This is a genomic window from Bradyrhizobium genosp. SA-4 str. CB756, from assembly GCF_000473125.1.
GTDB classification, from domain to species: domain Bacteria; phylum Pseudomonadota; class Alphaproteobacteria; order Rhizobiales; family Xanthobacteraceae; genus Bradyrhizobium; species Bradyrhizobium arachidis.
Genome location: NZ_KI421499.1, coordinates 4,517,884 through 4,532,451, shown reverse-complemented (window position 1 = coordinate 4,532,451; position 14,568 = coordinate 4,517,884). Strand labels below are relative to the sequence as shown.

The following is a 14,568-nucleotide window of genomic DNA, read 5'->3' as shown; positions in this document are numbered from 1 at the left end:
GTCATATGCAGGACGCCACACCCAAGCGGATGATCATCGGCATTTCCGGCGCCTCCGGCGTCACCTATGGCGTGCGCCTGTTGCAGCTGCTGCGCAATGCCGGCGTCGAGACGCATCTGGTGATGTCGAAGACCGCCGAGCTGACCTTTGCCTACGAGACCGACCTGAAGATCGCCGAGGTGAGGGCGCTCGCCAATGTCTGCCATGCGATCGACGACATGGCGTCCGCCATCTCCAGCGGCTCGTTCCGCACCGCCGGCATGATCGTGGCGCCGTGCTCGATGCGCTCGATGTCCGAGATCGCCTCCGGCGTGACCACGACGCTGCTCACCCGCGCCGCCGACGTCGTGCTGAAGGAGCGCCGGCGCCTGGTGCTGATGGTGCGCGAGACGCCGCTGCACACCGGCCATCTCAGGACAATGACTGCGCTGTCGGAAATGGGCGCGATCATCGCGCCGCCCGTGCCGGCCTTCTACGCCAAACCCGAGAATCTCGAAGACATGGTCGAGCACACCGCCGGTCGCGTCCTCGACCTCTACGACATCGACATCGGCGTGGTGCGCCGCTGGGGCGAGGACGAGGCGCTCAAGCGCCGCTCGCCGACGCTGCGCAAGATCGTGCCCTGACCCGAAGGCCTCAAGGAAAGACCCGATACATGCAAATGGAAACTCCGGCCAGAACAGCTGCGAAGGCGCCAGCCGATCTGCGCGCCTGGCTCGCCTATCTCGCCGAGCGTGGCAAGCTCGCGATCGCTCGCGAGGGCATCGGCCTCGCCGATGAGCTCGCCGCCATCGCCAAGCGGCTGGAGCGCGACAGCGCCGTGCTGTTTCCGCGTCCCGACGGGCACGAGATTCCCGTCGTCGCCAATCTCTTTGCGGGCCGCGACTGGGTCGCCGAGTCCATCGGCGTCACCGAGGATCAGTTACTGCCGCGGTTTCTCGCCGCCGCAAGCCATCCGCTGCCGACGCATGAGGTCACGAGCGGCCCGGTGCAGGAGGTTGTGCACGAAGACGTCGATCTGCTCCGCCAGCTCCCAGTGCCCAAGCACAATGAGCGCGACAGCGGCCCCTACATCACCGCCGGCCTGCTGATCGCCCGCAACCCGAAGACCGGCGTTCAGAACGTCTCGATCCACCGTTGCCAGATCTCCGGCAAGAACCGTATCGGCGTGCTGCTGTTGCCGCGGCACACGTTCTCCTATTATCGCCTCGCCGAAGAGCTGGGGCAGGCACTGGAGATTGCCATCGTCATCGGCGCGCACCCCGCGCTGATGCTCGCCTCGCAGGCGATCGCCGCGCTCGACGAGGACGAGATGGCCATTGCCGGTGCGCTGCTCGGCTCGCCCGTGGATGTCGTGAAGTGCCGCACCAATTCGGTCCGCGTGCCCGCCCATGCGGAGATCGTGATCGAGGGACGCATTCTTCAGGGCGTGCGGGAGCCGGAAGGCCCGTTCGGGGAATTCCCTCAATATTACGGTCCGCGCGCCAATCGCGAGGTGATCGAGGTCGACGCGATCACCCATCGCAAGGCGCCGATCTTCCACACCATCGTCGGCGGCGGCTTCGAGCACCTCATCCTCGGCGGCGTGCCGCGCGAGGCGACGCTGCTCCAGCACCTGCGCCGCAGCTTCCCCAATGTGCTCGACGTCCGCCTCACGCGCGGCGGGACCTGCCGCTATCACCTTGCCATCAAGATCGACAAGGCCAATGACGGCGAGCCCAAGAACATCATGATGTGCGCCTTCGGCGCGCATTACGACATCAAGCAGGTGGTCGTGGTGGACAAGGATGTCGACATCTCCTCGTCCGAGGAGATCGAATGGGCGGTGGCGACGCGCTTCCAGGCAGACCGTGACCTCATGGTCGTGTCAGGCGCGCTTGGCTCGAAGCTCGATCCGACCACCGATAACGGCATCAGCGCCAAGATGGGGCTGGACGCGACCGCGCCGGTCAGCGCGCCCGAGCTCGCCTTCAAGCGCATTCGCGTCAAGGGCGAGGAGGATGTCGATCTCGCCACCGCCTTGCAGGCCGACCCCAGCGCCGCCATCGCGCGTCTCCTTGCGGAGGCGCTGGTATGACCGGCTTGCGTCGGTTTGCGCCGTTGGAATATGAAGCGGGTGCTGCCTATAGTGCCGCGCCAACAAGCCAATCGTATTGCAGCGCAATGCTGGGAGGAAGGAACTGATGTCGACGGCCCTGCGCATCGCTCATGGCGCTTTCGGTAGGGTCGCTCTGCTCGACATGGACCGGTCGCTGGTCCGCCACGCCCATCATCATTGCCACGTCCTGCTCAAGGTCGAGGGCGCCGACACGCATTTCATGGTCGGCGATCAGGTCACGCCGTTGACGGACACCGCCGCCGTGCTCGTCGATGGCTGGAAGCCGCATGCTTACGTGCACGACGTCAACCGTCCGCGCACGCTCATCATGGCGCTCTATATTGAGCCGGAATGGCTGAAGGAGTTCCGACCGGGGTGGGCCGCCAGCGGCGCGCCGGGCTTTTTCGAGCGGCCGTCGGGCGAGGTGTCGCCGCGCATCCGCCAGCTCACGCTGCTTTTGGCGGCTGAAATGATGGCGAATCCGGATGCGGTGCGGACCCACGAGCAGACGCTGTCCGATTTGATGATCGCCGTGATCGAGCGCTTCACGCCCTGGCGCAGCTTTCCGACCTCGATCCGCGGCATGAGCGCGGTGAGCTGCGACTGGCGCATCCGCCGCGCGATGGACGCGATGCGCACTCAGGATTCCTATGGCAGCGTCGACCAGTTCGTGAAGGGTGCCGGCCTGTCGCGTGCGCAGTTCTTCCGCCTATTCGAGACCTCGCTCGGCGTCTCGCCAAAGATCTATCTCAATGTCGTCCGCATGGAGCGTGCGCTCGATGCTGTCATGCGCGAGGACACCCCGCTCGGCGAGCTCAGTGAGCGTTTTGGTTTTCCGGAGCCGGCGCATTTCACGCGCTTCTTCCGCGATCATGCCGGTGTCAGCCCGCGCGAGTTTCGCAACGTCTCGCGTCTTGCGGGTTGATTTTGCGGGCTGATATTGCGCTGCACGCTCTCGAATGAGACGATTTGGTAAGTCGTGAGAGCGGGCGGTATGGGCCCTGCACCCCCGTCCTGACAAACGTCACCGTCGCGTCAAAGAACGCGTCGGGAGGTATGCCGGGATATGCTGCAGGCGGTCAAATCCGCAAATCAGGAACGTGGCGATGAGCCGTGGGTCGGGCGCTCGATCGAACGCATCGAGGACGCTGCGCTGCTCTCTGGCCGTGGCCGCTTCATCGACGATCTCGGCGTTCAGCCCGGCACGCTGCACGCAACCATCCTGCGCTCGCCGCATGCGCATGCCGATATTCTCTCCATCGATACTGAAGCTGCAAAGCGTCTGCCGGGCGTTGCGGCGGTTCTGACCGGCAACGACGTCAAGGCCGTCACGACCAGTCTCGTTGTCGGCGTGAAGGCGCCGGTCGAGTGCTGGCCGATCGCGATGGATCGGGTGCGCTATGTCGGCGAGCCGGTCGCTGTGATCGTCGCAACCGACCGCGCGCGGGCCGAGGATGCCGCCGAACTCATCAACGTCGAATACCGCCCGCGTGGTGCCGTCATCGATCCGCTCGGCGCGATCGCGCCGGGTGCGCCCGTGCTGCATGACGGCTTCCCCGGCAATCTCGCCAGCGAGCGAGCGTTTCGCTACGGCGATCCTGAAAAAGCCTTTGCGGAAGCGCCGCATCGCTTCTCCATCGATATCAAGTATCCCCGCAACTCCTGCACGCCGATCGAGACCTATGGCGTCGTTGCCTCGCACGATGCCGGTGAGGATGCGTACGAAGTGCTCGCCAATTTCCAGGGCCCGTTCAGCATCCACACCGTGATCGCGCGTGCGCTCAAGGTGCCGGGCAACCGGCTGCGGCTGCGCACGCCGCCGGATTCCGGCGGCAGCTTTGGCGTCAAGCAGGGCGTATTTCCCTACATCGTGCTGATTGCGGCGGCCGCACGCGTTACGGGCCGGCCGGTGAAGTGGATTGAGGACCGGCTCGAGCATCTCACCGCGTCGGTGTCGGCGACCAATCGCGCGACGACACTGGCAGCGGCGGTCGCCGCCGACGGCAAGATTCTCGCGCTCGACTGGGACCAGGTCGAGGATTGCGGCGCTCACTTACGCGCGCCCGAGCCGGCGACGCTTTATCGCATGCATGGCAATCTGACCGGCGCCTACGACATCCACCATGTCAAGATCCGCAACCGCGTCGTCGTCACCAACAAGACGCCGACCGGCCTCAATCGCGGCTTTGGCGGCCCGCAGGTCTATTTCGCGCTGGAGCGATTGGTTCAGAGGATCGCGATCGGCCTCGGTCTCGATCCGCTCGATGTGATCAAGCGCAACCTGATCGACGCGGGCGCTTTCCCTTATCGCACTGCGACCGGCGCGTTGCTCGATTCCGGCAACTACCAGGAAGCCATTGTGCGCGCGGTCGAGCACGGCAGGCTCGCGGAGCTGAAGGCAAAGCGCGACGAAGCCCGCGCGCAGGGGCGGCTCTACGGCATCGGCTTCACCGCGGTAGTCGAGCCCAGCGTCTCCAACATGGGCTATATCACCACCGTGCTGACGGCGGCCGAGCGCCGCAAGGCCGGGCCGAAGAACGGCGCGCAGGCGACCGCAACGGTCGGGCTCGATCCGGTCGGCAGCGTCACCGTCCACGTCGCTTCGGTGCCGCAGGGGCAGGGTCATCGCACCGTGCTGTCGCAAGTGGTCGCCGATGTGTTCGGGCTCGAACCAAAGGACATCCGCGTCAACACCGAGATCGACACGGCCAAGGACGCCTGGTCGATCGCCTCGGGCAATTACGCAAGCCGCTTTGCGGCAGCGGTGGCGGGCACCGCCAAGATCGCGGCCGAGCGGGTCGCCGGCCGTCTTGCCCGCATCGCAGCCAGCCAGTTGAACGTCGAGGCCGCGGATATCGTCTTCGCAAAGGGTTTTGTTGCGTCAAGGAACAATCCTGAGAACCGCATTGCGTTCTCGCGTGTCGCCGCGCTCAGCCATTGGTCGCCGGGCTCGCTGCCTGACGATGCCGGCCAGACCATTCGCGAGACCGTGTTCTGGACCCCGCCGGAGCTGACGCCGCCCGATGAGGACGACCGCATCAACTCTTCGCTCTGCCACGGCTTCATCTTCGACTTCTGCGGCGTCGAGATCGACCGCGTCACGCTGGAGACGCGGATCGACCGCTACGTCACCATGCACGATTGCGGTACCATCCTGCATCCCGGCATGGTCAACGGCCAGATCCGCGGCGGCTTCACCCAGGCGCTCGGGGCTGCCCTCTACGAGGAATACGCCTACGCCGAGGACGGCAGCTTTCTGACGGGCACGCTGGCCGACTACCTGCTGCCGACCACGACAGAGGTGCCGGAGCCCGAGATCTTCCACATGGAGACGCCGTCGCCGTTCACGCCGCTCGGCGCAAAGGGCGTGGGCGAAGGCAATTGCATGTCGACGCCGGTGTGCATCGCCAATGCGGTTGCGGATGCGCTCGGCGTTGCCGATATCACCTTGCCGCTGGTGCCCGCGCGGCTTGCGGAGCTCGTGCGCGGCGACGAGCCTCCGCCTCCCGCAGGTGGGGCGACGGCCCCGCCTGCGCGCGAAGGCGATCGGCGGCTGCGCGGCGAGGGGCAGGCCTCGGTGAAGGGCGCGCCGGAGCAGGTCTGGGCGATGCTGCTCGATCCCGCCACGCTGCAATCGGTCATTCCCGGCTGCCAGCGCGTCGACAAGGTCACCGACACGCATTTCCGCGCTGACGTCACGCTCGGCATTGGCCCCGTCACCGGACGCTATCGCGCCGACGTCGAGCTGTTCGACCTCGATCCGCCGCATGCCGTCACCTTGCGCGGCGGCGCCACCGGCGCGCTTGGCTTCGGCCATGCCGAGGGACGGATCACGCTTGCGCCCGACGGCAATGGCGGAACCAAGCTCACCTACAGCTACGACGCTGCCATCGGCGGCAAGGTCGCGAGCATTGGTGGTCGGCTGCTGGATGGCGCGACGCGCGTGATCATCGGCCAGTTCTTCACCGCGCTCGCCCGCAAGGCTGGCGGTGGCGGTGCAGAGGGCGGCGGCTTCTCGCTGTTCGCGCTACTGGCGAAAATCGCCAGCCTGTTCGGGGGGCGCCGATGAAGCCGCCCGCATTCGATTATCTCCGTGCCGAGAACGTTGGCGATGTCGTTGAAGGCCTCGCACAGCAAGGTGGTGATGCCCGCGTGCTCGCCGGTGGGCAATCGCTGATGGCGATGCTCAACATGCGCCTCGCCAAGCCGAAGCTGCTGATCGACATCATGCGCATCGATGAGCTGCGCCGGATCGAGCGGAGGGGCGATGCCGTCGTGATCGGCGCTGGCGTACGCCAGGCCGATCTCCTGGCCTGGCCAGAGCTCGCCGAGGCACTGCCGCTGGTGGCGCTGGCGCTGCCTTGGGTCGGGCACATGCAGACCCGCAGCCGCGGCACCGTCTGCGGGTCGCTCGCGCACGCCGATCCCAGCGCCGAGATGCCGCTGGCAATGGTCGCACTTGGCGGCGAAGTGCTGCTCCGCAGCGCCAGGCGCCGGCGCCGCGTCGCGGCCAAGGACTTTTTCGCCGGCATGATGCTGACCGCGCGCGCCGATGACGAGCTGATCGAGGGCATCTCGCTGCCGGTCGTCAAGGGAGCGCGCGTCGCCTTCCGCGAGGTCGCGCGCCGGCACGGCGATTTCGCCATCGTCGCCTGCGCCGCGATGAAGACTCCGACCGGCGTACGGCTCGCCGTTGGCGGCGTCGCCGACGTACCGACCGCGCGCGACTGGCCTCACCTAGAGGGCAGTGCGCTCGACGATGCCCTCAATGCCTTCGCTTACGAGCTTGGCGCGCGCGACGACGTCCACGCCACCGCGCGCTATCGCCGCGACCTCGTGCGCATGATCGGCCGCGATTTGATCGGCGAGGTGCTGCAATGACGCGTCTCAAGGCAGATCAGCGCCATTCCATTCGCCTCACGCTGAATGGCAGACCCGTCGAGGCGGAAGCCGAGCCGCGCATGCTGCTCTCCGATTTCCTGCGCCACCAACTGGGTGCGACCGGGACGCATGTCGGCTGCGAACACGGCGTCTGCGGCGCCTGCACTGTCGTCGTCGACGGCATGCTGACGCGGTCTTGCCTGACGCTGGCCGCGCAGGTCGATGGCTGCGAGCTCAAAACGGTCGAAGGGCTTGCGCCGTCGGCCGACCGGCTCGGCGTGCTGCAACAGGCGTTCCGCCGCAACCACGCGCTCCAGTGCGGCTTCTGCACCGCCGGCATCCTGATGTCGCTCGACCATTATCTGGCCAAGAACCCGGCGCCGACGGAGGCGGAGATCCGCGATCTCCTCAGCGGGCATATCTGCCGCTGCACCGGCTACACCCCGATCATCCAGGCGGCGTTGGAAGCCGCCGCCCAGCTTGCTTCATCCAACAAAGAGACGTCCGATGCTTGATCTCGCCAGCAGCTTCATGGCCAGCGCCGCGCGCGATCCCAATTCCATTGCATTGGTCGACGGCGATCTCCGCCTGACCTATCGACAATGGTACGACAAGATCTCCGCGCTGGTGGCGTCGTTCGACCGCCTCGGCCTCAAGCCCGGCGATCACGTCGTCACGCTGCTGCAGAACCACTGGGAAGCGGCGACGCTGCACTGGGCCTGCCAGTTCGCAGGCCTCGTCATCACGCCGATCAACTGGCGCGCCAAGGCCGACGAGCTCGATTACTGCATCGAGAACGCCGAAGCCTGCGCTGTCTTCTATCAGGATATCTCTGCCGAAGCCGTCCAGGGCTCGGCGCTGGCAGGCAAGCTGCTACGCGTGTCGGTCGATCCCGGCACGGGCGATGCGACGAGCTTTGCTGATCTGATCAAGGACCGCGCACCCGACGCCGAGCCGCGCGTCGGTGCCGATGCGTGGTCGATCATGCTCTATACGTCAGGCACGACGTCGCGGCCGAAGGGCGTGCCGCGGCGGCATCGTGCCGAGCGGGCGGCGGCGATCGCGCATGTCGCGCAAAATCTCTACGGCCGCGGCGAGCGCACCCTCGGCGTAATGCCGCTCTATCACACCATGGGCGTTCGCTCGCTGCTGGCGATGTCGCTGATCGGCGGCAGCTTCATCTGCCTGCCGCGCTATGACAGCCGCCAGGCGCTGGCGCTGATCGAGCAGGAAGCGATCACCAATCTCTATCTGGTGCCGACGCTCTATCACGACCTCGTCCATCACGAGGCGTTTGCCAGGACCGACGTCTCCAGCGTGCGCAAGCTCGGTTTTGCCGGCGCGTCGATGACCGATGGATTGCTCAAGAAGCTGAACGAGGCATTCAGGCCGGAATTGTTCGTCAATCACTACGGCAGCTCCGAGATCTACACCTTTACGATCGATCAGGATGCAGCGGCAAAGCCCGGCTCGGCCGGCAAGGCCGGGCTGAACCAGCACGTCAAGGTCGTGCGTATCGGTACGAAGTCGGTCGCAGATCTCGCGGCAGTCGGCGAGGAGGGCGAGATCATCGCGACGCTCAGAGGCGACGAGGCCTTCGAGGGCTATTGGCGGCGTCCCGAGGCGGACGCCAAGTCGCTGCGTGAGGGCTGGTACTTTACCGGCGACACCGGCTTCGTCGATCCCGATGGTGACCTGTTCGTCACCGGGCGCGTCGACGACATGATCATCACCGGCGGCGAGAACGTCTCGCCGGTCGAGATCGAGAGCTGCCTGTCCCTGCATCCCGCCGTCGACGAGGTCGCGGTCGTCGGCGTCGCCGACGAGAAATGGGGCAAGGTCGTCGCCGCCTTCGTCAAGCGCAACCGCGCAGTCTCGGAAGTCGAGCTGGAGCAGTTCTGCCGCACCTCGGGCCTTGCCAATTTCAAGCGGCCGCGCCGCTACGTCTTCGTCGACGCGATCCCGAAATCGCCGGTCGGCAAGCTGCTGCGGCGATTGCTCGTCGCCGGAGAATACGAGGCCGAGCGCCTGCCGCCATCGGACGCCGCCTGATCATCACCCATCAACAGAAGGAAGCACAGATGCCGTCACCCTATACATTCGCCGATCCGCGGCTGGCAAAACTCGACGGGTTCAAGGTCGAGATCGATGAGGCGCATGAGCGCGCCGACATCATCTTGGGGAGGCCACCCTATAACGTCGTGGCGATGCCGCAGCGCGACCAGCTGCGGCTGACCTTCGAGACGCTGGACGAGGATCCGCGCGTGCGCGTGATCGTGGTGCGCGGAGAGGGCGAGCATTTCTCCAGCGGCGGCAATATCGGCGGCTTCATGGAGGCGAGCCCCGAGCACGTCTCCAAGCTCGCCTGGAACATCGCTGCTCCGGCGCGCTGCGCCAAGCCTGTGATCGTCGCCAATCGCGGCTATTGCTTCGGTGTCGGCTTCGAGCTGTCGCTGGCCTGCGATTTCCGTATCGCCTCCGAGACCACGCAATACGCGCTGCCGGAGCAGAAGCTCGGCCAGATCCCGGGCTCGGGCGGCTCGGCACGCCTGCAGAAGATGGTCGGCATCACGCGCACCAAGGACATCGTGATGCGCTCCAAGCGCATCTCGGCCAAACAGGCCTATGAGTGGGGTATCGCCACCGAATGCGTGCCGGATGCCGAGCTGGAGAAGGCGACCGACAAGCTGGTCGACGAGCTCCGCACCTTCTCCCCGCTGGCGCAGCGCACGGCCAAGAAGCTCCTCAACGACACCGAGGACTCGACGCTCGCCATTGCCATCGAGCTCGAGGGCCACTGCTACAGCCGCCTACGTCAGTCCGAAGACTTCAAGGAAGGCGTCGAGGCCTTCAACGCCAAGCGTCCGCCGAAATTCGTCGGCCGCTGACACGCGATCCAACGAACTGCCGCGGTTCGCAATGGCGCGGACCGCGGCGCCATTCAAACGGGGGAGGTAAAACAACATGGCTGAGATGGATATGCCGGTCGCGGGTGCACAGGCGTCCGCAGACAACAAGCAGATGGTCAACGCGATCATCGCATCGGTGCTCGGATGGGCGCTGGATCTGTTCGATTTGTTCATTCTGCTCTACGTGGCGCCGGTCGTCGGCGCGCTGTTCTTTCCGTCGAGCAATGCGGCGCTGTCGCTGGCCGCGGTCTATGGCTCGTTCGCCGTCACGCTGCTGATGCGGCCGCTCGGCTCGGCAGTGTTCGGTCATTATGCCGACGTGCACGGCCGCAAGCAGGCCATGCTGATCGCCATCATCGGCGTCGGCGTCAGCACCGCGGCGTTCGGCCTGCTGCCGACCATCGCGCAGGTCGGTGTGATCGCGCCGATCGTGTTCCTGATCCTGCGCCTGGTGCAGGGCGTGTTCGTCGGCGGTGTCGTGGCCTCGACCCACACGATCGGCACCGAGTCCGTGCCGCCGCAATGGCGCGGCGCAATGTCGGGCCTGGTCGGCGGCGGCGGTGCCGGCATCGGCGCGCTGCTCGCGTCCTTCATCTTCCTGATCACGTCCTCGGTCTTCCCCGGCGATGCCTTCGCGGTGTGGGGCTGGCGCTTCATGTTCTTCTCGGGGCTGCTCAGCTCGCTGCTCGGCTGGTTCATCTTCCGCAACCTCGAGGAATCCCCATACTTCAAGGAGCTCAAGCGCCAGCAGGGCAACAAGCAGGCGAAGGTCTCGAAGGCGCCGGTGAAGGACGTGTTCTCCGGCGAATATCGCGGCGTGCTGCTGGTCAATTTGCTCATCACCTTCGGCGGTGGCGCCGGTTACTACCTGACCTCCGGCTACCTGCCGAGCTTCCTGAAGGTGATCAACGCGGTCCCGAACCAGACCTCGTCGCTGATCCTGATGGGCGCGAGCGTGTCGGCGTTCTTCTCCGCGGTGCTGGTCGGCGCGCTCAGCGACTGGATCGGCCGCAAGAAGACGTTCCTGCTGATCGGCGCGCTGGCGGCCGTGCTGCTGCCGCTGTGCTATCTCAATCTCGCCGCCACCAAGGACACGACGCAGATCACGCTTCTTGCGCTCGCGATCGCCTTCATCGGCAATGCCGGCTACGCGCCGGTGCTGATTTTCCTGAACGAGCGCTTCCCGACCGCGCTGCGCGCGAGCGGCACGGGCCTGTCCTGGAACATCGGCTTTGCGCTCGGCGGCATGATGCCGACCTTCGTCTCGCTGGTGAGCGCCAGCCCGGCGCAGATCCCGATGTCGCTGGCTTATTTCGCGGTCGGCGTGTTCGTGGTCTATCTGATCGGAGCCGTCGTGATCCCCGAGACCAAAGGCAACTTCCGCTGAGCCAAATCGGCGCGGCTGCGCAAGCGGTCGCGCCGATCCATCGAATTGCGCGAAGAGACGGGAATGGATGGACTGCATTTCGACGACGTGATCGTCGGCGGCGGGTCGGCGGGCTGCGTGCTCGCCAATCGGCTTTCCGCCGACGCACGCCGCCACGTGCTGCTGATCGAAGCCGGAATGGACACGCCGCCCGAGGCGACGCCTGCAGAGATCCTCGACAGCTATCCGATGCCGCTGTTCTTCGGCGACAAGTACATCTGGCCCGGCCTGTCGGCGGCCGCGGGCCGTAACGCCGAGGGCAAGCCGGTCGTCCGTGCCTATGAGCAGGGGCGGGTGATGGGCGGCGGCTCCAGCATCAACGTGCAGTCCGCCAATCGCGGCCTGCCGCGCGATTACGACGAATGGCACGAGCTCGGTGCACGCGGCTGGGGCTGGACGGACGTGCTGCCATATTTCCTCAAGCTCGAGACCGATCTGGATTTCGGCGGCGCGCTGCATGGCAGAGGCGGCCCGATTCCGATCCGCCGCATCGCGCGCGAGGCCATGCCGGCGTTTGGCCGCGCGGCGGGCGAGGCGCTGTCGGCGACCGGCCTGCCGTTTCGCAAGGACCAGAACGCCGAGTTCGAGGACGGCATTTTCCCGCCGGCGTTCTCGAACCGCAACGACCGCCGCGTCTCCACGGCCGCCGGCTATCTCGATGCGGCAACGCGGGCGCGGCCGAACCTGACCATTTGGGCCGGCAGCGAGGTCGAGCAGCTCCAGCTCGATGGCCGCCGCGCGAGGAGTGTGGTGGTCGCGCGTGGTGGGCAGAAGCTCACCGTCGGCGCCGGCCGCGTGATCCTCACCGCCGGCGCGCTGCAATCGCCCGCGATCCTGATGCGGGCGGGCATCGGCCCGGGGCCTGCGCTGCAGGCGCTCGGCATTCCCGTCGCCATCGACCTTCCCGGCGTCGGCGGCAATCTGCGCGATCATCCCGCGCTGACCTTCTGCCAATATTTGCCGCGGCGGTTGCGGTTGCCGCTGGCCCGGCGCCGCCCCAATTTCACGGCCATGCGGTTCTCGTCGGGACAGCCGGGCTGCGATCCCTCCGACATGTACATCACGGCCTCGGCCCGCGGCGGCTGGCACGCGCTGGGCACGCGGCTCGGGCTCTATTTCCTCTGGTGCAACCGGCCGTATTCGAGCGGCTCGCTCACGCTGGCGAGCCAGGATCCGAAGGCCTATCCGGTCGTCGATTTCAATCTGCTGTCCGACGAGCGTGATGTTGAGCGGCTCGTCTCAGCCGTCCGGCTGCTGGCAAGGCTCGTGGTGCATCCGCAGCTCAATCCTGAGGCCGGCGATTTCTTTCCCGCCTCCTATTCCCCGCGCATCAAGCGCCTCAGCCGTTACGGCACCGCCAATCGCATCGTCGCCTCCATCCTCGGTCCGATGCTCGACGTGCCCGCGGGTCTTCGGCAACTCCTGATCCGGCTGGTGCTGCTCAACGGCACCGCCTTCCAGGCGACGCTCGCGGACGAGCGCGCGCTCGAAGCCTTCGTGCGGCAGAGCGTGTTCGGCGTCTGGCATCCCGTAGGGACCTGCCGCATGGGCGATCCCGCCGACAGGATGGCGGTGGTCGATCCCGGGGGCAGGGTGATCGGCAGCGAGAACGTCTATGTCGCAGACGCCTCGATCATGCCGCGGCTGCCGACGGCCAATACCAACATCCCCGTAATCATGGCCGCCGAGAAGATCAGCGATGCGTTGCTGCGGCATCATTGATCCCTTTTCGTTTGGCCCCTTTCAGTGTAGCTCTGCGCCGGCTTGAAACGGCGGGCGCCAAGCCCGCCGATGCGCGAAATCATGGAGGCAACGAGGATGTATCCGAAAGTTCAAATGTTCATCGCCGGCGAGTGGACCGACGGCACGTCCGGCAAGTCGGAGGACATCCTCAATCCCGCCACCGGCCAGCCGATCGGCAAGACCCCGCACGCCTCGAAGGCGGACCTCGACCGCGCGCTGGAGGCCGCCAGGGCCGGCTTCGAGGTCTGGCGCAAGACCTCGCCGTTCGATCGCTACAAGCTGATGCGGAAAGCGGCCGACATCATCCGCTCCCGCGCCGCCGAGATCGCCCCCGTGATGACCATGGAGCAGGGCAAGCCGGTGGTGGAAGCGCAGGGCGAGACCATGCTGGCCGGCGACCTCATCGACTGGTTCTCAGAGGAGGCCCGCCGCGCCTATGGCCGCATCGTGCCGCCGCGGATGGGCAACGTCTCCCAGCTCGTGACCAAGGAGCCGGTCGGCCCGGTTGCGGCGTTCACGCCCTGGAATTTCCCGATCAACCAGGCCGTGCGCAAGATCTCCGCTGCGCTCGCTGCGGGCTGCTCGATCATCGTGAAGGGCCCGGAAGAGACACCCGCGAGCTGCATGGAGCTGGTGCGCGCCTATGCGGATGCCGGCATTCCGCCCGGCGTCGTCCAGCTGGTGTTCGGCGTTCCGTCAGAAGTGTCGGAATATCTCATCCCGCATCCGATCATCCGCAAGATCAGCTTCACCGGCTCGACCGCGGTCGGCAAGCATCTGGCCGCGCTCGCCGGCCTGCACATGAAGCGCGTCACCATGGAGCTCGGCGGCCATGCGCCGGCGATCGTGTTCGCGGATGCCGATCTCGACAACGCCGCGAAGATTTTGTCGGCTAACAAGTTCCGCAATGCCGGCCAGGTCTGCGTCTCGCCGACGCGCTTCCTGGTGCACGAAAGCGTCTATAAGCCCTTCGTCGACAAGTTCGTCGCAGCCGCCAAGAGCCTCAAGGTCGGCAATGGCCTCGACAAGGACACCCGCATGGGCCCGCTGGCGAACCCGCGCCGCGTCGACGCCATGGAAGGTCTGGTCTCCGACGCCGTCCAGCGCGGCGCCAAGGTGCAGGCCGGCGGCAAGCGCATCGGCAATGAAGGCTTCTTCTTCGAGCCGACCGTGATCACCGACGTGCCGCGCGATGCCCGCATCATGAACGAGGAGCCGTTCGGCCCGCTGGCGCCGATCACGTCGTTCCGCAGCTATGACGAAGTGGTTGCCGAAGCCAACCGTCTGCCTTACGGCCTTGCGGCCTACGCCTACACCACCTCGACTAAGACGATGCAGGCGATCGGCTCTGACATCGAGAGCGGCATGGTCTCGATCAACCATCACGGCCTCGCGCTGCCGGAAGTGCCGTTCGGCGGCATCAAGGATTCCGGCTACGGCTCCGAAGGCGGGCTCGAGGCGATCGAGGGTTACCTCAACACCAAGTTCGTCACGCAGGCGAGCGCGTAAAA

Annotated in this window: 11 protein-coding genes; all 11 read left to right on the top strand. The window is 66.3% G+C overall.

Translation table 11 applies throughout. From position 1 onward, the window contains the following. Positions 1 to 5 precede the first annotated feature (5 nt). The 11 genes from BRAGE_RS0122220 (at position 6) to BRAGE_RS0122170 (ending at position 14,566) form a co-directional block, all read left to right on the top strand. A complete protein-coding gene (locus BRAGE_RS0122220; protein WP_027558978.1) occupies positions 6 to 626 on the top strand; it encodes a UbiX family flavin prenyltransferase in 621 nt (206 codons plus the stop codon). 29 nt (positions 627 to 655) lie between these two features. Further along, a complete protein-coding gene (locus tag BRAGE_RS0122215; RefSeq protein ID WP_027558979.1) occupies positions 656 to 2,077 on the top strand; it encodes a UbiD family decarboxylase in 1,422 nt (473 codons plus the stop codon). Positions 2,078 to 2,183: 106 nt separating this feature from the next. Next, positions 2,184 to 3,023, top strand: coding sequence for a helix-turn-helix transcriptional regulator (locus tag BRAGE_RS0122210; protein WP_027558980.1), 840 nt, complete (start codon positions 2,184 to 2,186; stop codon positions 3,021 to 3,023). Between the two features lie 141 nt (positions 3,024 to 3,164). Continuing rightward, complete coding sequence (locus BRAGE_RS0122205; RefSeq protein WP_027558981.1) at positions 3,165 to 6,167, top strand: xanthine dehydrogenase family protein molybdopterin-binding subunit; 3,003 nt, start codon at positions 3,165 to 3,167, stop codon at positions 6,165 to 6,167. Then, a complete protein-coding gene (locus tag BRAGE_RS0122200; RefSeq protein ID WP_027558982.1) occupies positions 6,164 to 6,979 on the top strand; it encodes an FAD binding domain-containing protein in 816 nt (271 codons plus the stop codon). Before BRAGE_RS0122205 ends, BRAGE_RS0122200 begins: the two co-directional genes overlap by 4 nt. After that, the gene (locus BRAGE_RS0122195) at positions 6,976 to 7,494 is read left to right on the top strand and encodes a (2Fe-2S)-binding protein (protein WP_027558983.1); all 519 of its coding nucleotides are present in this window, start codon (positions 6,976 to 6,978) and stop codon (positions 7,492 to 7,494) included. The genes BRAGE_RS0122200 and BRAGE_RS0122195 overlap by 4 nt, the downstream gene beginning before the upstream one ends. Continuing rightward, complete coding sequence (locus BRAGE_RS0122190) at positions 7,487 to 9,031, top strand: AMP-binding protein (RefSeq protein WP_027558984.1); 1,545 nt, start codon at positions 7,487 to 7,489, stop codon at positions 9,029 to 9,031. Before BRAGE_RS0122195 ends, BRAGE_RS0122190 begins: the two co-directional genes overlap by 8 nt. 29 nt (positions 9,032 to 9,060) lie before the next feature. After that, complete coding sequence (locus BRAGE_RS0122185) at positions 9,061 to 9,867, top strand: enoyl-CoA hydratase/isomerase family protein (RefSeq protein ID WP_027558985.1); 807 nt, start codon at positions 9,061 to 9,063, stop codon at positions 9,865 to 9,867. Between the two features lie 76 nt (positions 9,868 to 9,943). After that, on the top strand, positions 9,944 to 11,275 hold the full coding sequence (locus BRAGE_RS0122180) for an MFS transporter (protein WP_027558986.1): 1,332 nt from the start codon (positions 9,944 to 9,946) through the stop codon (positions 11,273 to 11,275). A 63-nt stretch (positions 11,276 to 11,338) separates the two neighbouring features. Continuing rightward, on the top strand, positions 11,339 to 13,036 hold the full coding sequence (locus BRAGE_RS0122175) for a GMC family oxidoreductase (RefSeq protein WP_027558987.1): 1,698 nt from the start codon (positions 11,339 to 11,341) through the stop codon (positions 13,034 to 13,036). 81 nt (positions 13,037 to 13,117) lie between these two features. Next, complete coding sequence (locus tag BRAGE_RS0122170) at positions 13,118 to 14,566, top strand: NAD-dependent succinate-semialdehyde dehydrogenase (RefSeq protein ID WP_027558988.1); 1,449 nt, start codon at positions 13,118 to 13,120, stop codon at positions 14,564 to 14,566. The last annotated feature ends 2 nt before the right edge of the window (positions 14,567 to 14,568 follow it).